Annotated in this window: 14 protein-coding genes and 2 pseudogenes; 6 read left to right on the top strand and 10 right to left on the bottom strand. The window is 69.7% G+C overall.

Features of this window, described 5'->3' with window-relative positions:
• Positions 1–10 precede the first annotated feature (10 nt).
• From ACXAHD_RS13125 to ACXAHD_RS13115, 3 genes are all read right to left on the bottom strand, one after another.
• On the bottom strand, positions 11–1,858 hold the full coding sequence (locus ACXAHD_RS13125; protein ID WP_289213001.1) for a glycosyltransferase: 1,848 nt from the start codon (positions 1,856–1,858) through the stop codon (positions 11–13).
• Between the two features lie 135 nt (positions 1,859–1,993).
• Positions 1,994–3,985 carry an AfsR/SARP family transcriptional regulator gene (locus tag ACXAHD_RS13120; protein ID WP_475050819.1) on the bottom strand — a complete coding sequence of 664 codons (1,992 nt, stop codon included), beginning with the start codon at positions 3,983–3,985 and terminating at the stop codon, positions 1,994–1,996.
• Between the two features lie 608 nt (positions 3,986–4,593).
• Complete coding sequence (locus ACXAHD_RS13115) at positions 4,594–7,074, bottom strand: ATP-binding protein (protein WP_281555161.1); 2,481 nt, start codon at positions 7,072–7,074, stop codon at positions 4,594–4,596.
• Positions 7,075–7,718: 644 nt separating this feature from the next.
• Here ACXAHD_RS13115 and ACXAHD_RS13110 point away from each other — a divergent pair.
• The 4 genes and pseudogenes from ACXAHD_RS13110 to ACXAHD_RS13095 form a co-directional block, all read left to right on the top strand.
• The gene (locus tag ACXAHD_RS13110) at positions 7,719–8,561 is read left to right on the top strand and encodes a Gfo/Idh/MocA family protein (RefSeq protein ID WP_281555160.1); all 843 of its coding nucleotides are present in this window, start codon (positions 7,719–7,721) and stop codon (positions 8,559–8,561) included.
• Between the two features lie 45 nt (positions 8,562–8,606).
• A complete protein-coding gene (locus ACXAHD_RS13105; protein ID WP_475050817.1) occupies positions 8,607–9,317 on the top strand; it encodes a hypothetical protein in 711 nt (236 codons plus the stop codon).
• Between the two features lie 497 nt (positions 9,318–9,814).
• Positions 9,815–10,549, top strand: coding sequence for a DUF981 family protein (locus tag ACXAHD_RS13100; RefSeq protein ID WP_289212995.1), 735 nt, complete (start codon positions 9,815–9,817; stop codon positions 10,547–10,549).
• 563 nt (positions 10,550–11,112) lie between these two features.
• A pseudogene (locus ACXAHD_RS13095) lies at positions 11,113–11,622 on the top strand (biliverdin-producing heme oxygenase); the annotation flags it as partial.
• Positions 11,623–11,676: 54 nt separating this feature from the next.
• On the opposite strand, the pseudogene ACXAHD_RS13090 reads toward ACXAHD_RS13095, so the two are convergent.
• A pseudogene (locus ACXAHD_RS13090) lies at positions 11,677–12,654 on the bottom strand (AMP-binding protein); the annotation flags it as partial.
• Between the two features lie 427 nt (positions 12,655–13,081).
• Between ACXAHD_RS13090 and ACXAHD_RS13085 the strand changes: the two are divergent.
• Positions 13,082–13,279, top strand: coding sequence for a hypothetical protein (locus tag ACXAHD_RS13085; RefSeq protein WP_289213723.1), 198 nt, complete (start codon positions 13,082–13,084; stop codon positions 13,277–13,279).
• A 141-nt stretch (positions 13,280–13,420) separates the two neighbouring features.
• On the opposite strand, the gene ACXAHD_RS13080 is transcribed toward ACXAHD_RS13085, so the two are convergent.
• The 6 genes from ACXAHD_RS13080 to ACXAHD_RS13055 all read right to left on the bottom strand — a co-directional run bounded on the left by ACXAHD_RS13080 (position 13,421) and on the right by ACXAHD_RS13055 (position 19,977).
• Positions 13,421–14,650, bottom strand: coding sequence for an MFS transporter (locus ACXAHD_RS13080; RefSeq protein WP_289212993.1), 1,230 nt, complete (start codon positions 14,648–14,650; stop codon positions 13,421–13,423).
• Between the two features lie 19 nt (positions 14,651–14,669).
• Positions 14,670–15,005, bottom strand: coding sequence for a hypothetical protein (locus ACXAHD_RS13075; protein WP_289212992.1), 336 nt, complete (start codon positions 15,003–15,005; stop codon positions 14,670–14,672).
• Positions 15,006–15,020: 15 nt separating this feature from the next.
• Entirely contained in the window at positions 15,021–16,763 is a 1,743-nt protein-coding gene (locus ACXAHD_RS13070; RefSeq protein WP_289212991.1) for an ABC transporter ATP-binding protein, read from the bottom strand.
• A complete protein-coding gene (locus tag ACXAHD_RS13065) occupies positions 16,760–18,568 on the bottom strand; it encodes an ABC transporter ATP-binding protein (RefSeq protein ID WP_475050813.1) in 1,809 nt (602 codons plus the stop codon). Before ACXAHD_RS13065 ends, ACXAHD_RS13070 begins: the two co-directional genes overlap by 4 nt.
• A gap of 194 nt (positions 18,569–18,762) precedes the next feature.
• Positions 18,763–19,395, bottom strand: coding sequence for a TetR/AcrR family transcriptional regulator (locus ACXAHD_RS13060; protein WP_475050811.1), 633 nt, complete (start codon positions 19,393–19,395; stop codon positions 18,763–18,765).
• Positions 19,396–19,854: 459 nt separating this feature from the next.
• Positions 19,855–19,977, bottom strand: a complete 123-nt coding sequence (locus ACXAHD_RS13055) for a hypothetical protein (protein WP_289212988.1) — start codon at positions 19,975–19,977, stop codon at positions 19,855–19,857.
• On the opposite strand from ACXAHD_RS13055, the gene ACXAHD_RS13050 reads away from it, so the two are divergent.
• Positions 19,970–20,392 carry a hypothetical protein gene (locus ACXAHD_RS13050; RefSeq protein WP_289212987.1) on the top strand — a complete coding sequence of 141 codons (423 nt, stop codon included), beginning with the start codon at positions 19,970–19,972 and terminating at the stop codon, positions 20,390–20,392. The two genes, ACXAHD_RS13055 and ACXAHD_RS13050, sit on opposite strands and share 8 nt — an antisense overlap.
• Positions 20,393–20,523 lie beyond the last annotated feature (131 nt).

The raw sequence follows: 20,523 nt of genomic DNA, 5'->3' as shown, positions 1-20,523 counted from the left end.
TTCGGCGTCGTCAAGGGTGAACAGCGTGGACATGCGACTCTCCTCGGTGCAGGAAACGGGCCAGGCCGAGTACGGCGAGGGAGGTACCGATCTCGACGACGACGCAGATCAGCCGGCTGGCGAGGGCGACCGTGCCGGCCACCCCCCAGGGCAGGACGGTGGCCAGAGCGGCGGCGAGCGCGAACTCGCGTACCCCCCAGCCGTCAGGTGCGACGATTGACAGGCTGCCGGCCACGGTGGCCAGTGCGAACGCGCCGACAGCGACCGCTGCCGAACGGTCGGCCGGCGCGCCGAGCGCCACCGCCAGCGCCCACAGGTGCAGGCCGGAGACCAGCCAGGACAGCAGTGCCAGCGCCAGCGCGGCGCGGACCGCCGCCGGCCGAAGCGGGGTGACCGGGCGTCGGACGAGCCGGGCGACCAGGGCGACGGGCCGGTCGAGCAGCGCCGGGCGGACCAGCAGGGCGACGAATCCGACGAGGGGCAGCAGGATCCAGGGCCCCGGCGCGGCGAGCAGTCCCACCCCGGCCCCGGCGAGGATGGTGAGCCCGATACTGACCAGGTAGGCGGTGATCATGCGTTCGGCAGGTGCCCCGGCCTGCCGGCCCAGGTCCACGTGGGTGACCACGCCCCAGACCCGTCCGGGCAAGTACTTGCCGAGTTGGCCGAGGAAGAAGATCCGGGCCGCCGGGAGGCCGCGGACTGGGACCAGGACCCGCCACGCCACCATGCCGATCAGCAACCCGGCCAGGTTCGCGGCGGTCGCCGCCAGCAGCAGCGGCAGGCCGGCCGGGCGACTCAGCGCAACCAGTGGTGCGGTGCCAGCGGCGCGTACCGTGAAGCCGAGCGCGACCACGGCGGCGACCAGCACCACCGGGGTGAGCCAGCGCGTCGGCCGGGTGCCGAGCAGCAGCCGTACGCAGCCCAGCGCCGCCCCGGCGACCAGCGCGACGTGCAGCAGCAGGTGCACCCCGAGGAAGAACGGCAGGAAACGGCGACCACGGTGGTGGGCGACGAACCGCAGCAGCCCGAGGTCGCAGACCGCGAAGACGGCGACCAGCAGCGCCGAACCGAGGGCGAAGGCCGAATGGATCACGGCCATCGGGAGCATGCCCAGCGCCCCCGCCACGGCGAGGATTCCGGTGGGGCGGTTCGCGGTCACGCTGGCGCGGCCCTTGCGGCGGGCGGCCAGTACGGTCCGGGCGAGCAGTTGGGACCGGCGGAACTGCTCGGCCAGCAGCGGACCGAGCCGGGCGACCTCGTCGTGCCGGGCGACGACGCGCTCGCTGAGCACGATCCGGGTACGCGGGGCGAGTCGGTCGCTGTACTCCAGGTCCTCGGAGTCACGTAGTTGCTCGTCGAACGGCCCGACCTCGTCGAATATCGAGCGGCGGATCGCCGCCTGGGCGAAGAAGGCGGTCCGGACCGGGCCGGCGTGCCGCCGTAGCCACCAGTACGCGTGCAGCGTGCGGTACCACTCGACCGGTCCGTCGTCGACGAGCGGCTCCGGTGCGATCACCCCGTGCACGCAGCCGACGTCCGGATCGTCGCGCAGGATCGCCACCGCGTTGGCGATGGCGTCGGGCTCCAGCGCCTCGTCGGAGTCGAGGAAGAACAGCACGTCGCCGGAGGCGAGGGCGGCTCCGGTGTTGCGGGCGGCGGAGACGCCCCGGTTGTCGGGGTGGACGACGGTCCGGCACGGGAACCGCGCGGCGATATCCCGCGAGCCGTCCGTGCTGTGGTCGTCGACGACGATGACCTCGTGCGGCGGGTACGTCTGCCCGTACACCGAGCGCAGGCAGGCGTCGAGGGTCCTGGCGTAGTTGTAGTTGGGGATGACTACGGAGACGGTGAGGGCCATGCGATCAGCGAAACAGTCGCCGACTTCGATGGAATATCGCTTCGCTGTCCCGCCCGGCGGACCCGGTGGCTGGCCGATATCTCAGCGAAAGCGGTCGATGTCCGATCGATAGTCGCCGGATACCGGGTCCGGCGGCTACCTGGTGGCGGTACGCGGCGAACCGGAGGCGTCGTCACCGGCCGGACCCTGCCAGCCGAGCCGGGCCGCCTGGTGCACCGCGGCCATCAGGGTGGGCAGTTCGGCGGTCAGCCAGCTGACCGGATCGGCACGCAGCCGGTCCACCGCCGCGTCGGTCATCATCGGCGAGGGCACCACGCCGGCGCCGTCCGTCGGTCGGCTCGCCGTACCGGTCAGGTACAGGCAGGTGGCCCAGACCCGGCGCAGCGACTGCTCCCGTACCACCGCGGTGTCCTCGACCTCGGCGCGTTCCGCGGCGAACACGCGGACCAGCGCCGGCAACCGGTACAGCGGTTGGCCACCACCCGGCACGCGCTCCGCGTCCACCAGCTGCGCGTCGGTCAACTGTTCGAGCAGGTCCTCGGCGATGGTCGGTTCGGCGTCCAGCAGAGCCGCCGCGACCCAGGCCGGGAGCTGGGCGCAGTCCAGCAGCGCGAGCCGGCGCAGCAGCCGTCGGGTGCCGTCGGGCAGGGCCCGGTAGCTACCCGCCAGGCTCGCCCGCACACTGAGCGGCCCGTGCTCCAGCTCGTCGAGCCACCGCGTGTCGTCGCGCATCCGCGCCACGAGCTGGCCGATGCCCCAGTGCTCCCGCGCGGTCAGCCGGGCACCGGCGATCCGCAGGGCGAGAGGCAGCCCGCCACAGAAGGTGACGAGAGCGTCCGCCGCGTCCGCCTCGGTGTCCACCCGCTGGTGACCGATGATCCTGCCGAGCAGCCGCAGCCCGTCGGCGGGACTGAGCGGCCGGGGCCGGACACGGTGCGCGCCGGGCAGGCCAACCAGGGCGGACCGGCTGGTGACGAGCACACCACAGGTGCCGCTCCCGGGCAGCAGTGGCTGGACCTGCGACTCGTCGGTGACGCCGTCGAGCACGACGAGGATCCGCTGACCCGCGAGTCGGCTCCGGTACAGGTGGGTCTGCTCGTCGATCTCCACTGGTATGTCGGCCCGGTCGACGCCGAGCGCCCGAAGGAAGCGGCGCAGCACCTGCTCCGTGCTGCCCTGCGTCGCGTCGAGCGACGCGTAGAGCTGTCCGTCCGGGTAGTCGGGGAGCATCCGGTGTGCCACGTGCAGGGCCAGGGCGGATTTGCCGATGCCGGCGCGGCCGGTGACGGAGACCACCGGCACTGCCCTTCCGTCGGCCCGGCCCGGGGCCAGGGCGTTGCAGGCGGCGGCGATCTCGGCTTCGCGGCCGATGAAGTCGGCCGTGTCGGACGGCAACTGGCACGGCGTGGGGCGCGGTGCGGCCGGCCGGTACCCCCGCCAGCCAGTGGCGTGGTGTGTGGACAGCTCCAGTTGGGTATCGCCGCGGAGAATTCCCTGTTCGAGCCGGCGTAGCTCGTCGCCCGGTTCGATGCCGAGCATGTCGATGAACGCGGTCCGCGCGGCGTGGTAAGTGTCCAGCGCCTCTGCCTGCCGGCCCGAGCGGTACAACGCCAGCATCAGAAGTGCGTACAGCCGCTCGCGTAGCCGGCCGCGTTCGATGAGCCAGATCAGCTCACCGATCACCTCCTCGTGGCGGCCCAGGGCCAGATCGAGTCGGATCCGCTCCTCGATCGCGGCGGTTCGCGACTCCTCGAGCCGTTTACGGCCTGCTGCGATGACCCGTCCCGGCAGGCCGGCCAGGGCGGGACCGCTCCACAGCGCCAGAGCCGCGCGCAGCCGTTCGGCGGCTGCGGCCAGATTGCCGAGGGCCATGATGGAGCGTGCCTCGGCGATGAGCCGGTTGAACACGTCGACGTCGAGTTGACCGTCGCCGACCCGGAGAAGATATCCGCAGCGGTGGGTCTCGAAAGGGCTGGCCAGGTCGCGGCCGGCGAAGGTCCGGCGCAGGGTCGACAGACAGATCTGCACCTGGCCGCGTGCGGTCGACGGTGGGCTCTCCTCCCACACCGCGTCGATGAGCCGTTCCACCGTTACGACACGGTTGGCCTCCAGCGCCAGTATCGCCATGATCACCTGACTGCGGCGTCCCGGTACGCGAAACCGCTGCCCCTGGTGGCCGACGCGAAGGGGCCCCAGTATCTCTACACGCACGCTGTTACCTCCGGTAGTCACTCCGGTTCGTCTGCGGTGTCGTCGACCCGTCGTTTCCTGAGGCTGAATCGTGGTTACCGCCTCTTCTTGTGGTCGTCAAAACCGTCGTCGAGCGGAAATTGCAGCAATAATCCAAGATCCCGAAGATTCACGAAAGTCTATCATTAGTAACCGCATGCTTCCATAGCGCGACTGTGTTCGAAGAGGCGGCACCGGGTACTGTGCCGAATGGTGCTGTGGCATTAGTTCTGGAGATATCCACAGCCAATCATCGATAAATGATCTTTTCTGACTGACGGTCGTCACGGTGTGGTGCCGGTTACCAGCGGCGGTCATCCTGGTGTGTCCGATGGCGTCGGGCCGCAGGTGCATCCTGATTCATCTCCGGCAGCACGCTCGGCCGGTGGTGCCGCCCGTTCCTCGACCTGGGCCGGGGGTAGTCGGGGGTGGGCCGGGGGCGGCGGTGACCGCCGCAGCACCCGGCTGGTGAGTCTCAGCAGGGTCGACCGAGCGCGGCGAGTCGGTCAGGACGACTCGGCCCTGGACGCCCGACCCGTGACGCGAGTTCGTCGCAGGCGCTGCTGGATGAAGTCGTCGAGCGTCGATGCCGCAGGGTGATTGTGCAGAGCGTAGAGTCTCCGAGCCTCGGTGGCGTAGCGCCACGCTGCCGTCCGACGGTGGCACGTCACGCAGATTCCCGCCAGGCCGTGGTAGGCCTCGGCGAGCGCGATGTCGTCAGGGCAGCCGGCCGCCGCCACTGCCGCCCGCTCGTATGCCCGCCGCGCGGCCAGACGCCGACCCTGTCGCAGGAGCGTCTCCGCCAGGGCGTTGAGAATCAACGCGCAACTGCCTGGATCCCCCAACTCCTGAGCGAGATCGAGCGCCTGCTCGTACCGGTCCCGAGCCGACCCGAGCTGGTCCAGGTCCCGCAAGGAGTCCGCATGCTCCCAGAACGCACCGACAAGCATGGTCCGGTCTCCCAGCCAGCTCAGCATGTCGATCGCACGCGTGTGGTGCCCGGTCGCCTCATCGGCCTGTCGCTCCACCGCGGCGACCCGGCCCAGCCCTGAGTGTGCTGCCGCCTCGGCCTGCTCGTCGCGGTGTCGAACGGCCAGATCGAGGGCCTTCCGGTAGGCGTCGGCTGCCGCAGCGCGCTTCTGCTGATCGTGCAGGACAGTGCCGATGCCGTACCAGATCCTTCCCTGCAGCGGCTCGTCACCTGCCGCCACTGCCAGGTCGAGTGCCTCACGGTAGCCCGCCATGGCCCGCGCCCGCTCGCCCTGCCAGAAGGCGGCCAGGCCGAGCAGCAGCAGCACACTCGCCTGGCCGCGGCTGTCGTTCGCCCTGCGCGCGGCGGCCAACGCCCGTTGCCCGTACTCACGCGTCGGGCCGTACCGACTTCGTCGAAGCTCGACGGCCGCCAGGTCGTGCAACGCGGCACCGAACGCCGCCGGATCGTCGAGGCGTGTCGCGGCCCGTACCGCGGCCTCGTGAACGGCGGTCGATGTTGGCAGCATGCCGATGGTGTCCAGGTGTCGGCTGAGAGTCCTGGCCAGGTCGACAGCGTGCCGGGGTAGGTGGCGTTCAGCGGTGGTGACCACGCGCACCAGCACCGGTATCTCTCGTTGAAGCCAGGCCCGGGCGGTCTCGGGTCCGAGCAGTTCAGGGATCTCGGCGGCGGACGAGGCAACCGCAGGCAGCGCGGTGCGTAGTGACGGGTATGACACGCCGATGGCGACCGAGGTGCTCGCGAGGTAGTGGTCGAACAGCCGGCGGCGTGCCTCGTCCACCGAATTCTCCTGGCCGGCGAGGTCCAGTGCGTACTGGCGGAGCAGGTCGTGCAGGGCGAAGCGCCCGTCGCCCCGTGGCTCGACCAGATTCGCCCGTGCGAGCTCGGTCAACAGGCGCCGCGACTCGCCCAGCGTGGTGGACGTCAGCGCCGCCACCGCGTACGCGTCGAAGTCGGGCCCGGGATGCACACCGATCATCCGCAACGCGCGTCGCTCGGCCTCGCCCGGGAGCCTGCGGTACGACCAGGAGAAGACCGTTCGGATCGCCCCGTACGAGTCCCCGGTAGGGCTCAGTGCGGTCATCGCCGTAGTCTCGACGAGTTCCTGCGCAAGCTGTGCCAAGGGCTCGGCTGGATTCTCCGCCAGCCGCTGCGCGGCGATGCGCAGGGCGAGCGGGAGCCCGGAGCAGCCGTCGGCCACCGCGCGAAGAGCAGCCGGCTCGGCCTCGGCTCGCGTGCCGACCAGTTTGCTCAGCAGGGCCAGTGAGTCCGTGTCCGGCATCCGGGACAGACTGATCCGGGTGACGTCGGTGGTGGCCGACAGGCCGGCGAGAGTGTCCCGGCTGGTGATCAGGACCATGGACGGCCCGGTGCCGGGAAGCAGCGGACGGACCTGGTCCGCCGAGGCCGCGTTGTCGAGCACGACGAGTATCCGACGGCCGGCGACCAGACTGCGGTACAGCGCGGTGCGTTCGTCGAGACCCTCCGGAATCGACGGGCCGGCGACACCGAGACCGGAGAGGAAGACTGCCAGGGCGTCGCGTGGCGGTACGGCCTGATCGGGGTGGTAACCCTGCAGGTTCACGTGCAGTTGTCCGTGGGGGAAATGCACGCGGCTCCGATGAGCCCAGTGCATGGCCAGCGCGGTCTTACCCACTCCTGCGGTCCCGGAGATCAGTACCACGGTGGGCGCCGTGGTGGATCGACGTAGCTGCCCGGCGAGCCGCGCGACCTCGGCGGCCCGGCCGGTGAAGTACCGCGTGGCCGCCTCGAGTTGCGCGGGGACCGGGGTGGTGGCCAGGTTCGTGCCCCGGTCCCGTTGGCGCAGTGCCCCGGTCACGGTCGCCGTGGCGGTGATGACCGCCAACAGCAGGCTCAGCACGGACGCTACCTGATCACTCTGCCCGAGACCGATGCGCAGGAACAGCCATGCCAGGACGCCCTCGACACCGACCACCAGGATCAGAACTGCGACGATCAGCAGTCGCCACTTCATTGACCAATGGTATCGACTGATGTAGTCATCTGCGTCTGGCGAGTCATTCAGATTGATGTCGCAGGGATAAACAGCGTAGGTCGGCGTCGCGACATGGGGCAGGTGTCGTGAATCTTCCAGCATCATTGGTGATGATCGTCGGTTTTACTGGTTCCTGCTCGCCGACCGCCAGCGGATCAGGTCATCGCGGGCGAGGGCTGACAGACGGTGGCCGGGTACGGTTGTCGATGATCGGAAGCTGTGGGCGTCTGCTGGCGGCAGCGGAGGCCCGCAGGCGACGGACCGGGGGAGAGAGCGGGCGTGGCGCTGTGGAGAGCCCTTGTCGTCCCAGGCGGTTGGGAAGGGCACCGGCCGGTCGAGGCGACGGGATTGTTCATCCCGCTCCTCGAACGCAGCGGATACGCGGTACGGGTCGAGGAGTCGACGCAGATCTACGCCGACGCCGCCGAACTGGCCGGCACCGACCTCATCGTGCAGCCGACCTGGACGCGGCCCGCGCCGTCGCTGCCGCCGCCGCGATTCCGGTGCCGAGGCGGTGAGCGTCGAGCGGCTACTCCATCACCCCCACGTGACGACGGTACTCAACCTCACGGTCCCGGCGGCGCACGCCGAGATCTCCGGCGCGGCGATCGACGCCGGCCGGAATGTACGTCGAGAAGCCGCTCACCGTCACGTTCCCGCAGGGACGGTCGATCATCGAGCGGGCGGCGTCGGCCGGCGTCCGCGTCGGTTGCGCGCCGGACACCGTCCTGGGCACCGGTACGCAGACCGCCCGAGCGGCGATCGACGGTGGACTGATCGGGCGCCCGCTCTGTGCGTCGGCCATCATGGTCACCCCAGGACACGGGCGCTGGCACCCTGACCCCGACTTCTGCTACGCCCCGGGTGGCGGCCCGCTGCTGGACTTGGGGCCGTACTACCTTGCGGCGCTGGTCCACCTGCTCGGGCCGGTCCGTGCGGTGATCGGGTCGGCCAGCCAGCTGCGTGACGTCCGGGTCATCGGTGCGGGCCCCCGCGTCGGGCAGCGGATCCCGGTCGAGGTGCCGACCCACGTGACCGGTGTGCTGGAACATGCGGGCGGTGCCCTGACGACTCTCACGACCAGCTTCGACGGTGTCGCGACGACAGCCGCGCCGATCGAGGTGCAGGGGGAGAAGGGCACCCTCGCCGTACCCGACCCGAACACCTTCGACGGCGAGGTTCGCCTTTCGCGCTCGACGGCCCCGGCTGGCGTTCCCTTGATCCGCGGGCCGGCTATGTCGCCGCCTCCCGGGGGCGGCCTGATCGACCTGGTCCGGTCCGACGAGACGCGTCCGCCACGGGCCAGCGGTGAGATGGCGCTGCACGTACTCGACATCATGACCGCTCTGCTCCGGTCGACGGCAGAGGGCCGGCGGGTTGAGCTGACGACGGTGGTCGAACGCCCCACACCCGTCCCGTTGACCCCGGCCGAGAAGTGGCTGTCAGCTCTCGCACCCGGGCGCTGAACCGAAGATGTCGACCTCAGTCGACACTCCGACAGGGAGACGCGGTTGGACGCGCGCACAGCTGGCACGCTGGCGCTCGTGCTCGCCGGCGTGCTGGCTACGGCTGCGGTGGGGCGCTGGCTGGCGGGGAGGCTCAAGCAGCCGGAGATTGTCCTTGAGATCACCTGCTGCCTGCTGCTGGGCGCAGTGCTGGTGTCACAGGTGGGCTGGGGCGCGCCGGAGACCGTAGGGCGGGAGGCGCTCGAGTTCCCGGGGCACTTCGGCCTCGCCCTGTTCCTGGTGAGTGCCGCCCATGGCATTCGGCAGGGTGGCGAACGGCTCTCTGGTCGAGCCGTGGCCTGGTTGTCGGCGGGGTCCTCCCTGCCGGCCATGCTGTCCGGCGTACTGCTCGCGGCGTGGGTGCTGACGGTGGGCGGCGCCGACCTGCGGGGCGAGGCGTCGCCCACGGCATTGACACTGATGCTGGCTGTCTCGCTGGCGGTCACGGCGGTCCCGGTGCTCTCCGAGGGGACCGGTAAGGCACGGAAGCGGCGGCTGGCATCGGGTGGACCAACGGTGGCCGATCAGTTCCCAGGAAACCGGGGACTGACTCAGGCCGTCGCGGTCGCGGCCGTCGCAGTAGCGGCCAGAAGCGCGGAGTCGGTAGTGACCGTCGCTCGATGTCGCATGGCGGTCTCCTTGCCGTCTGGTATGGGCTGTGCTGACAGGACAGCATGCCTCGGCCCCGGCCCGGGCGGACCGGTGGTCGGTCGGTAGGTGGACCACGGCGCGGCGATGCGTCCAAGGTCGTCGCCGTCGCCCGTCTCGAAGTCGAGTCGCCGGCAGGTCACCTGGCGTTCCACCAAGTGTCACTGTGGATGATCAAGTCGGCCTCGCCAAAGCCCTGGCGTAAGCAGGGTGATGCTACGTAAAGTGGCTATGTGGTTACAGCCCGGCTGACCATTGGTTGGATGCGACGCGGACCCGCGACCACTGTGGTCACGGATGGATCGCCACGCGGATCCGCTCCAGCCGGTGCCACCTGGGCCAGATTCCCGAACTCGATGAGCGACTCCCGGACCGCGACACGCCGACAGCCGGCGACCGCCGCGCGGGCAGCAGGGAATCGCTCGCCGTCGCGGTTGCGCAAGACCGGGCGGATCCGACCGTGCAGTGCCGCTGCCCAGGCGGCGGCGGCCGCGGTCATGGTGACGGGCGGATGCCGACGAGGCACCGATCCCAGGCAAGGGTCGACACCACATGAGGGAGGGCACGTGATTCTCTACAACACGTCCATGGGAGTGGTCGCCGGGCTGGCATTGATCCTGGTGTCGCTTCTGCTTCGGCGGGCGGCCGCAGCCGCCCTGCCGGCTTTCCGCAACCCGGATCCCGATCCAGCGCAGGACCGGCCGGTGGCGGTGGCACCGGCCGGTGGCACCTTCGACCCGCGGCTGTGGGCGGTGGTGCTCGGCGCGCTCGGCCTGGTCCTCGCGCCGCTGGGCGCGCTGATGGCGACCACCTGGCCGTTGACCGTCAACCCGCCGCTCAACTTCATCTTCGGCGAGCCGTGCCTGATCCTGGGCGTCTTGCTGCTCGCCGCTGCGGTCTACCTCTGGCACCTGCGTGGCGACCTCGCCGGTCTGCAACAGGTGGACCTCACCCCGGTCGCCGTGGTCGTCATCGGACTCGGCGGCGTCCTGATTGCCTGTGCCGCCGCCATCGCACGGTTCGAGATCGTGGGCGGCGCGCCGGCCGCCGAACCCGTCACCGGGCTGCTCAACGGCTATCCACTTGTGGAGAACACCTTCTTCGTGCTGCTCTACCTGGCTGCCGGCCTCGGTGCCATCCTGGCGCCGCTGAGCCGCCTGCGTCCGGGCTGGCTGCTCACCGCCGCGCGGTGGCTCTGGTTTGGCAGCGGACTGGTCTTCGCCCTGTTCAGCATTTTGAACTACTACACCCACGCCGGCCTGGATATCAACCTCCGTCTCGGTACGGAGTACCGAATCTGATCAGCCTGCATCCGGCCTGACCACGAAACGAATCCGCCGCGACCCGTGAGACGCCGGCATCAGCCCGGCGTCTCACCACGAGCAGATGGCAACCAACAGCCGCTGCGTTCAGCGTGCCGGCCAGGGAGAAGCCTCCCCAACTGCGATGAGGAGGCTGACCCAGACCGATCAGGTACTGTCGTACCGGTTCGGCCGAATCGTGGTCCGGCAATGTCACTACTACGCGTGTCCGGGGCAGGGCTGTTGGGTAGCAGCCGATCGGCGGCCCGTGCCCGTAGTGCCGGCTGGCCGTACCTGAGCGAGTCGATGGTCGACAACGATATACAGACGGTGGTACACGCCAGGGCGCTGGTGACTGGCCCGACGCCGTGGACCGGCACCTGATTAGAATGGGCCCAGGGTAGGCTCCGCCGACCGTTCAGGACAACATGACCTTCGGTCAACCGAGGTGAGGGTGTCGACTCTGGTCCGGCCGTCGTGGACGGACCTATGATTGTGGCCGTATCGTGTCGACGAGAGGATCGGCTGCCCCAGTGACGACGACGAGCCCTCCGCTCTCAGCGATGATCCATGACGCCCTGATTGCCGTGCATCGGCGGTCAGGGCGCTGGCGGTTCCTCAGCGCACTGCTCGCCGGCGACCTGCCGGTGGAGGCCTTCGGGGAGTTCGTTACCCAGCGCTACTTCATCTTCCGCGCCTTCGAGGAGACTGCCGAGCAGGTCCGCGCCGACCCGATCGCGGCACCGTTCCTCTTTCCTGAGCTCGAGCGGCTTGGGCCGATCCAACGCGACCTTGCCTTCTACCATGGTCCGGATTGGATGCACAGGATCGCGCCGTACGAGGCGACGGAGGAGCACTGCGCCTGGATTCGGAGGCTGGCGGCCGAATGGCCCGGGGGGTACATCGCGCAGCACCACGTGCGGTATGTCGGTGACCTTGCCGGCGGCCAGGTATTCCGGAACAAGATGGCGGAGCATCAGGGTCTCGTCGGTCCAGGCGTCGAGCTGTACGATTTCGCGGCGATTCCGGATGCCGACGAGTTCCGAAAGCGGTATTTCGAGATGCTGGATGACGCGCTGTGGGACGCCGACGAGCAGCGCCGGATTGCAGCCGAGGCGGCACATGCTTTCAATCCACGCCTGTTTGATCCAGTGCGGACAGGGCGCGGCGCCATGAGTGATCCTGGCTACTCCGTCGAAGACGCTGCGATCCAGGTCCGGAAGACCGAGAATCAGCATCATGTAGTACGGGGTGAGGCCGAGTGAATAGACTTCATGTCGACGTAGCAGTTCACAGGCGAGGGTTGCGTCGAACCTGGTCATAATGATGACACTGGAGCCGGTGAGAAGCACATGTATCGCGACGGTGAAGTTGCCGGTGTGGTGGAGGCTGCCGCAGATCAATCGGGTCCGGAAACCCGTCGCTGCTCCAGTGCGGTTGCCGAGTCCAGCATTAGCATAAGGCGTTCGTTCGTTTCCGACCCAGCGGAGCGGGTAAGGCATGATCTTCGGTAGTCCAGTAGTGCCACCAGAAGTCATGAAGAGGTACGAGTCGCCCTCGTCTACCGTGGGGCGTCGGGACGGTGTCAGCTCACCGTGCAGGGTGAAGGCAGCAGTCGGTCCGGCGTCGAGCACCAGCGTGCCGTACTGCGGATGCGGTTTGACGTCCACCAGCACCGGTCTGCCGAGCCGCGTGGCTACGACATCGAGCAACAGGGCGCTGTCGTCACTAGTGAATGATGGGCTGATCGGCAGGACCGCAGCCCCAGCCCACCAGGTGCCGAGGACCAGGCTCAGGTAGCAGGGGTGATTCTGTGGAGCGAGGACGACCACATCACCCGGACCGATACCGGCATCCTTGAAGTGGGCCGAGAACCGGTGTGCCGACGCGACGAGCTCGGCGAAGCTGAAGACGACCTCGCCACCGTCCGGATCTGCCACCACGAACGCGGGGTGCTCCGGGTGCTCACCAGCCAGCTCGGTGAACCGGTCGAGTAGCGCGCCGGCAGGAAGTTGGGACGGTGTCACGTCAAACTCCTCATAGGTTGGAAGACGAGCGATGGCCACAGGCGCGGTGCCCCTGGACAGCTGCGCAGGCGATGCCATGGTCGCAGCAATCCCGGCTGACCACCACCGTCGTGATGGTAGGCAGTTGATGCGCATGTGCCTGGTGCTGCGCACGTGTGTCCGGGTCCGCGAGCGGACGCCGATCGGCGTCTCCAGCGGTGCCTGCCTGCCCGTGCTGGGACTAGCGGTCCTGCGGCGGCAGCATCGCGCTGGCCGAGGCGTTCGCACTGCGGCACGAGGTCGCCATCCTGCGTCGACAGATCCGGGGCCTCCCGTGCGCATGTCTTGGTCTGACTATCGGATCCGACCCTTGGCCCGCTTGCCGTCGTCGTAACCGCAGGTGGCGCGGTCGGTGGTCTCCGCGCCCCGCGTCGACTGGGAGTCGACCAACGCGGCGGTGTCGACGACGCGCTGAGACTGACCCTCTAGCGGCGGACTGGGGCTGACCCCCTCCGAGGCTGGAGGGGTGATCGCATTGGAAGACTGGGCTGAGATCCGTCGGCTGCATCGGGCCGAGGGTGTTCCGATCAAGGAGATCGGGCGCGGCGTTCGGATCCTGGCCGAGGCCGTGATGTCGCAGGGCCAGCTGCTCGACGAACTGTCAGCTGCCGGTCTCACCGCCGAAGTCGGCCAACTCGGCGTCGTACGCGCGGTCCGGGCCTGAGCGCAGCCCTTGGCCGCAGGCGCGGTTCCCAGCTGGTCGCCCGACCGCGTTGGCGTGGGACTGCTGATCGTGGATCTGCTCGGCTGGGTGGTCCCGACCGTCCGGCTTCGCCGTCTGAGGGGCGCTGCCCGAGCCTGGAAGTCAGCGCCTCGCCAGGCCGGACTGGTCGACGAGCAGCAGTGCGAGCCCGAACAGCACCATGATCGCGGCGGTGACGAACGGCAGCGGGTACGCGGCCGCGTACAGTGCGCCGCCCAGTGCCGGTCCGGCGACGAAGGCGAGTCCGTTGGTTGCGGTCAGCAGTCCTGCGGCGGGTGCCTGTTCGTGTTCCTCGACCACCATCGACGGGGCGGCGGTGTAGCCCGGCGTCGCGATTCCCATGCCGGCGGCGACGACCAGCATGGCGGCACCGATGCCCCAGACGCCGGGCACGACCGCGATGGCCAGCAGGCCCGCTGCGGCGATCGGGGCGCCGACCAGCATCAACCGGCGCGGCTGCCACCGGAGTCTCGGTACGAGGACGCCCTGCGTGCCGGCGAGTACGAGGCCGCAGGCGAAGATGACAGCGCCGGTTGCCCGGGCGGCCACGTCGGTGTCGAGGCCACCACGGTCCTGCACGGCGAAGCCGATGGTCAGCAGGACCAGGCCCAGTCCGGTGTAGAGCAGGAACCCGACGAGCAGTACCCAGCGTATCCGTGGGTCCCATGGCCGCAGCCGGGCCGGGCCGCTGGCGGGCGGCGGCCCGGTCGTGACTGATGGCGGCACCAACACGAACATGAGCAGCAGGGCGGTCAGCACTGCGGCAGGCGCGGCCCACACCGGGCCGAGCAGTCCGGCGAACGCGACCACAGCCCCGATCGCCGGCCCGAGTACGATCGCCAGCCCCTGGGCGGCACCCAGCTTGCCGACCGCGCCGGTGCGCTCCTGCGCGGTGGAGCCGGCGACGACGATGGCGAGCGCGGCGACCGGCACCGCGGCCAGCCCTGCCCCGAACAGCAGCCCGCGGGTCACCAGCATGAGCATGAAGGTGAGGCTCGGGTCGAGGTCACCAGTCAGGGCCAGGGTGGCGACGGCACCGAAGGCGGTCAGACCGGCCAGGGCGACGGTCAACCCCGTCACCAGGACGGCACGTGGCCCGAACGTGCTGCAGCGGCGTGCCCACCAGGGTGCGGCCAGCACCAGCACCGCGGCGGCGGCGCCGATGGTCAGGCCGAGCTGGGTCTCGGTGAGCCCGGTCTCGCGGGCGAACGGTGCCAGTGCCGGCAGCAGCACCTGCTGGGCACAGAACGCGACCAGGACGGCCAGCAGCAGCACCCCGGTACCGGCCTTGCCGGTGCCGGTCGGCTGGCCGGTTGAGGTGTGACTCGTCATCGCCGTACTCCTTCGGTGGTCACAGGCCGATCTTCCCGGTGGCCCAGTAGGCATCGACCGGGACGTCACGGCGGCGCGGGCCCTTGGTGCGCAGCAGCGCGCTGGCCCGCTGGGCGGTCTGCGGGTGCCCGGCCGGCAGGACGCGGACTCGTACGGAGGCGGCCGCCTCGATGCGGTCGGTCCAGGCGGTGAGGGCGGTGCCCGCCCCGTCGCCGGTGTCCAGGACGTCCAGGCCGGGCACCAGGCGTGTGACGGCGTCACGATCGTCGGGTTGCATGTCGACGGCGGTGACGGTCGCTGGACGGCCGAACCAGCGGGTGGCTTTCACCGCGAGCGCGACGGGCAGGGTCGGCATCGTGGATGCGTCCTCTCAGGAGACGGCGGGGGCGAGCCGCCAGCCACCGGCGCGTTCGCGCTCGCGCCAGAACGCGGCATACCGGCCGTCGGCGGCCAGCAGTTCGTCGTGACTGCCCTGCTCGGCGACGATGCCGCTGTCCAGCACGAGGATCTGGTCGGCGTTGCGGACCGTCTGCAGGCGGTGCGCGATGACCAGGAGCGTCTTGTTCGCGGTCAGTGCGGTCAGCGCTTCCTGGACCGCGGCCTCGTTGGCCGGGTCGAGCGCGGCCGTCGCCTCGTCGAGCAGCACGATCGGGGCGTCCTTGACGATGGCACGGGCGATGGCGATGCGCTGACGTTCCCCGCCGGACAGCCGGGCCCCGCCCTCACCTACCCGGGTCCGGTACCCGTCGGGCAGCCGTTCGACGATCTCGTTGACACGGGCCAGCCGCCCGGCGCGTTCGACATCATCGTCGGTGGCGTCGGGGCGACCGGTGCGGATGTTGTCGGCGATCGTGGCGTCGAACAGGTAGACGTCCTGGAACACCAGCGACAACTGGGCCATGAGCTGCTCGGTGGTCTGCTCGCGTACGTCGGTCCCGCCGACCCGTACGACGCCGGCATCGACGTCGAAGAACCGGGCGACGAGCCGGGTGATGGTGGTCTTGCCGGAGCCGGACGCACCGACCAGCGCGGTCATGCTGCGGGGCGGCACCCGCAGGCTCACGTCCGTCAGCACCTGCCGTCCGGCGGTGTATCCGAAGCTGACCCCGGCCAGTTCGATGCTGCCGTCGTCAGGATGACCGGCGGCGGGGCCGGCCGGTTCCGGCAGGGTCGCGGTACGGAGCAGTTCGTCGACGCGGGTGAGGGAGTTCCGGGCGATCCGCAACGCTCCGCCCAGGTCGGCTGCCGTCACCAGTGGCTCAGCGAACCGGATCACCAGGACGAGCAGTGCGATCAGTTCGGCCGCGTCGACATCACCGCCGACGGCGAGCGCGGCACCGACGACGAGGACGGCGGTGACCGCGACCTGCACGGTGAGTACGAACGCCGCCAGCCCCGGAACGGCACGGACGAGTTGCGCCCGTCCAGCGCGCGCCTGTTCCGCCAGGGACGCGTCGAGTTGGGCGAAGCCGTCGCGGGCGCGGCCGTGGGCCCGCAGCACCGCCTGGGTCTGGGCGTACTCGACGACCCGGGCGGCGGCCTCTGCCCCGGCCGCGTCGACGGCATGGTCGCTGGCGGCGACCAGGTTGCCGGTCCACCGGTAGACGAGAACCAGAACGGGGACGGTGAGCAGGGTGGCTGCCGCCAACCGCCAGTCGAACACGGCGAGTACGGCGACCACGGCGGCCGGGGTGACCACGGCGGAGACGACCGGCTGCAGCAGGTGCGCCGGAACCCCCATGATGTCGACGACGCCCTGGCTGGCCAGCCGGGCGACCCGGCCCACCTTCTCCCCGGTGAACCAACCCAGCGGCAGCGCGGCGAGGTGGTCGCCGGTGCGGTGGTGCACGGCCCGGGACAACGCCATGCCGACGCGGTAGCCGAGTTGCGCCTGCACGTAGTAGGCGGCCGCGGTGGCGGCCACCGTCACCGCCAGGACACCGAGCCACCGCCAGGCAGCCGTGGTGTCACCGGACAGCAGGGCCCGCAGTACCGGAACGAGCAGCGTGAACACCACTGCCTGCAGCAGGCTGTAGACGATCATCGCGGCCAGGTGTCGGCGGAGTGGACGGGCATAGTCGGGGCCGAGGACCCGGCTGAGCAGGCCGATCATCGCGTGACCTCCAGCGATTCGACGGTGGCGGTGTGCGGTGCCCACCGGCCGGTGCGTTCGTGGGCCTGCCACAGCTGGCTGTACCGGCCGCCGATGGCCACCAGGTCGGCGTGCCGGCCGCGTTCGACGACGCGGCCGGTGTCGAGCACGACGATCTGGTCGGCGTCGACGACAGTGGACAGCCGGTGCGCGATGACCAGCAGCGTCCGCCCGGCGATCAGCGTGGACAGCGCGTCCTGGATCGCGGCCTCGGATTCCGGGTCGGCGAACGCGGTGGCCTCGTCGAGCACCAGGATCGGCGCGTCGGCCAGGAGCGCCCGGGCGATCGACACGCGCTGTGCCTCGCCACCGGAGAGGTGCCCGTCGGCGCCGAGGACCGTGTCGTATCCGGCCGGCAGGGCGAGGATCCGGTCGTGGATCTGCGCGGCCCGCGCGGCGGCGTGAATCTGCTCGTCGGTGGCGTCCGGCCGGGCCAGCGCGATGTTGTCCCGCACGCTTGCGCGGACGAGCTGGACCTGCTGGAAGACGAACCCGACCCGCCGGTACAGCTCAGCGCCAGCGATCTGCCGCAGGTCGACGCCGCCGAGCGTGATCACCCCGGAGTCGACATCATGGAACCGCGGCAGCAGCGACGCCAGCGTCGACTTGCCCGAGCCGGAGGATCCGACCAGCGCGGTCACGGTACCGGGCTCCAGCACCAGATCGACATCGGCGAGTACCTCGGTGCGACCGTCGTAACTGAAGACGACCCGGTCGAAGACGACCCGGTTGCCATCGGGCGATCGGGTCGCCGTCGGCTCCGGTATAGACGGCGTGTCGAGCAGCGCGATCACCCGGCCGGCGGCCTGCCGGGCCAGTCGCAACTCGTTCGCACCGTAACCCAGGGTCAGCACGGGCGCGGTCAGGCCGAGACCGAGCAGTACGAACGGCAGCACCTCGGCGGGCCGCACCCAGCCGTTCGCGGTGAACCAGGTGCCCCAGCCGAGCACCACCAGCAGCATCACCGGCGGTGCGACCAACGCGCTGGCGACCGCCTCCGCCCGGACCATCCCGGTGGCCCAGGCGCCGAAGAAGTCCGCGAAGTCGTCGGTGGCCTGCCGGAACCTGCGGTGTGCCCGGCGGGCCTGCCCGAACGTCTTGATCACCGCGATGCCCTGTACGAACTCCACCACCGCTGTGTTGATCCGGGCCAGCGCGGCGGTGTACTGGGCCATCTTCTCCGGATAGCCGCGCATCATCACCGCGTACACCGCCACGAACAGTGGCACCGTGACCAGTGTCAGCAGCGCCAGCCGCCAGTCGACCCACAGCAGGTAGCCGAGGGCCACCAGTGGGGTCACCACTGCCGCGGCCAGATCTGTCAGTGCGTGCCCGACCAGGTGGTGCATCGCGCCCACGTCGTCCTGCACTGCCTTTTTCACCTGCCCGGCCGACCGGTCGGTGAACCAGCCCAGCGGCACGGTCGCGAGGTGGGCGGCCATCCGCCGGCGTATCTGCAACTGCAACTGCACATCGGCGAAATGGGTGATCCCACCTGCGGCGGTGAGCGTCACGAACCGCACCATCAGCCCACCGGCCGCCCAGACCACGACTGCCCACACCCGACCCTCGTCGATGGGCCCGGCCGCCAGCAGAGTGCGGCCGATCTCGGCGACCGCGATGAACGGCACCAGCGACGCCACCGCCGAGACGACCTGTAGCAGCACCGCCAGGACCAGTTGGACCCGGATTGGGGCCAGCAGCGCCGCGAGTGCCTTCGGATCGGACGTCCTTGCCCGTTCGGCGGTGTCCGTGCCGTCACTCATGCTGACAACTCGGGCATGCCGACGCCCCGCGTCGGAAACGGGTCGGTGGGAAAGCTCGGAAAGGCCATGGTCTCACTCCGGATCACCACGTGCTGCGTACGGTGTAAACAGAGGATAGGCTTACCTAAAGAACTGCCGACGTCAAGGTCGCGCCCATGTCTGGCGCAACAGTGACCGGACGACCGACCGGTCAATCATCCGTTCGGATGGCCAGCGGGCAGTGCGCCCCGGATCAGCGCGGTGAGGCCCGCCGCGTAGGCCGCTTCCGCGTCGAACTCGACGAGCAGCGGCATGATCGACCGCATCCGTGGAAGCTCGTCCAGTGGCGCCCGGCGGACCAACTCGTCCCGGCGGGCCCGGGTGGCCGGGTCCTTCGGCGGATGGGCCGACGCCAGATGCCCCAGCGTGTACTGCCACAACGCCGCGTACACAGCTAATGCGTCACGGCCATGAATCCCCGCAGCGACCAGAGCCTCCAGTACCGCCTCGGTGAATCGCAACGCCTGCGGCGCGAAGAGCTCACCCTCCCGGAGCACATCGACCACCCATGGGAACCCACCGAGATACCCGTGCAAGGAGTCGAACAACGTGAACAACCGCCGGCCTGGCGGGCCGTCGACGACCGGCAGCGGCAATCCGGACGCCACATCGTCGAGAACCAGGATCAACAGCTCGCGCTTGTCCGACACGTGCCGGTACAACGCCATCGCCGAGCACCCCAGTTCTGCCGCCACTCTGCGCATCGACACCGCACCGACGCCCTCGCTCTGCGCGAGCCGTCTTCCTGCGGCGACGATTGTCGACCGATTCAGTTCCCTGTCGCCCATAGCCGCCGACGATGCCATGCCCTGACCCGTGCGCCGCCGCGAGGATCCGCATCGCTGGTTCCGCCTGAGCCTGCGTTCCATGTGCACCGGGCCGGACGGCCATCTGGGCTGCGAGGGGTCGTGGTGGCCGTCCGGGCAGCGTTGCGGTGGGACGCTGGTCCCGCTTCGGGTTCTGACTAGATCGTCTAGACAGGCCGGTAGTCGATGGGTTAGGTGAAGATGGGAGTCAGTCTCATGAATCCACCTGGCGGGGATTCCGGTGCCCACCGTGGGCCGAGCGGGGATCTCCAGCCGAGCGAGTGAAGGGCGACTGAGACGTGACTGACGTGACTGCTGTCCGGACAACAAGAAGGGCAGGCGTCCAGCGCGGTACGAGGCGACACCCATCGCCGCCATCGCTACCAGCGTCTGCGGATTCCTGCTGGCCCTGGTCGGTGGTTCGCCCGCGTACGCGGGTGTCTACGCGACGAACGACGTCGCCGCCGGCCACATCGACATCGTCAACATCGAGTGCCCATCCAGCCCGACACTCGCCCTGACGACGAAGATCGGTTCGGGTACGCCGATCAACCCGGTGGACATGCACAACTACGCGTTCGTCTATGACGACGTGAGCACCGCCGTGACCTGGGTGCCGACGACCGGGACCGCCGGCTGCTGGACGGTCGACATCGGCTCGGCCACACAGTCGTCAGCCCCCTGGGTCGGGTTCAACTTCGAAGGCTCCTGCCCTGGAAGTGGCGCGGCGTGGATGAGTGCCGCTGGCGCGAACCCGGGTGACGTCCGTCTGTTCAACTCGACGGGTTCGCAGGTGCTGGGCACCGGGTCGGGGACGTACCCCCTCGCCTCGGGGACGCACGCCCACTTCGAGTGGCGTTTCTACGCGCCGTCGAAGGCGACCACGCCGCAGACCTACAACCTGTACTTCGGATTCTCCGCCTCGGCACCGCTGTCCACCCAGAACTGGCTGGCTGCGAAGTTCGTGATCGTTCCCTGATCATCCTGGCCGGGGGGGGGGGGGGGGGGGCGAACAAAACCCCCCAAAAGGGAAAAAAAAACACACCCCAAAAAGAAAAAACCAAAACCCCCCAACCCAAACCGCACCAAACCAAAACCACAACCAACAGG

It is taken from the genome of Micromonospora sp. ABR4_055, assembly GCF_056160425.1.
The sequence above is the reverse complement of the archived record's forward strand: the minus strand, read 5'-3'. Positions and strand labels throughout refer to the sequence as shown.

Bases quoted from the DNA above. Each gene is read 5' to 3' on its own strand.
- ACXAHD_RS13115 (WP_281555161.1), bottom strand. From the start codon at position 7,074: ATGAAGTGGCGACTGCTGATCGTCGCAGTTCTGATCCTGGTGGTCGGT.
- ACXAHD_RS13060 (WP_475050811.1), bottom strand. From the start codon at position 19,395: ATGGGCGACAGGGAACTGAATCGGTCGACAATCGTCGCCGCAGGAAGA.
- ACXAHD_RS13065 (WP_475050813.1), bottom strand. From the start codon at position 18,568: ATGAGTGACGGCACGGACACCGCCGAACGGGCAAGGACGTCCGATCCG.
- ACXAHD_RS13075 (WP_289212992.1), bottom strand. From the start codon at position 15,005: ATGCCGACCCTGCCCGTCGCGCTCGCGGTGAAAGCCACCCGCTGGTTC.
- ACXAHD_RS13080 (WP_289212993.1), bottom strand. From the start codon at position 14,650: ATGACGAGTCACACCTCAACCGGCCAGCCGACCGGCACCGGCAAGGCC.
- ACXAHD_RS13055 (WP_289212988.1), bottom strand. From the start codon at position 19,977: ATGTCCACCGGGTTGATCGGCGTACCCGAACCGATCTTCGTCGTCAGG.
- ACXAHD_RS13070 (WP_289212991.1), bottom strand. From the start codon at position 16,763: ATGATCGGCCTGCTCAGCCGGGTCCTCGGCCCCGACTATGCCCGTCCA.
- ACXAHD_RS13110 (WP_281555160.1), top strand. From the start codon at position 7,719: ATGTACGTCGAGAAGCCGCTCACCGTCACGTTCCCGCAGGGACGGTCG.
- ACXAHD_RS13120 (WP_475050819.1), bottom strand. From the start codon at position 3,985: ATGGCGATACTGGCGCTGGAGGCCAACCGTGTCGTAACGGTGGAACGG.
- ACXAHD_RS13125 (WP_289213001.1), bottom strand. From the start codon at position 1,858: ATGGCCCTCACCGTCTCCGTAGTCATCCCCAACTACAACTACGCCAGG.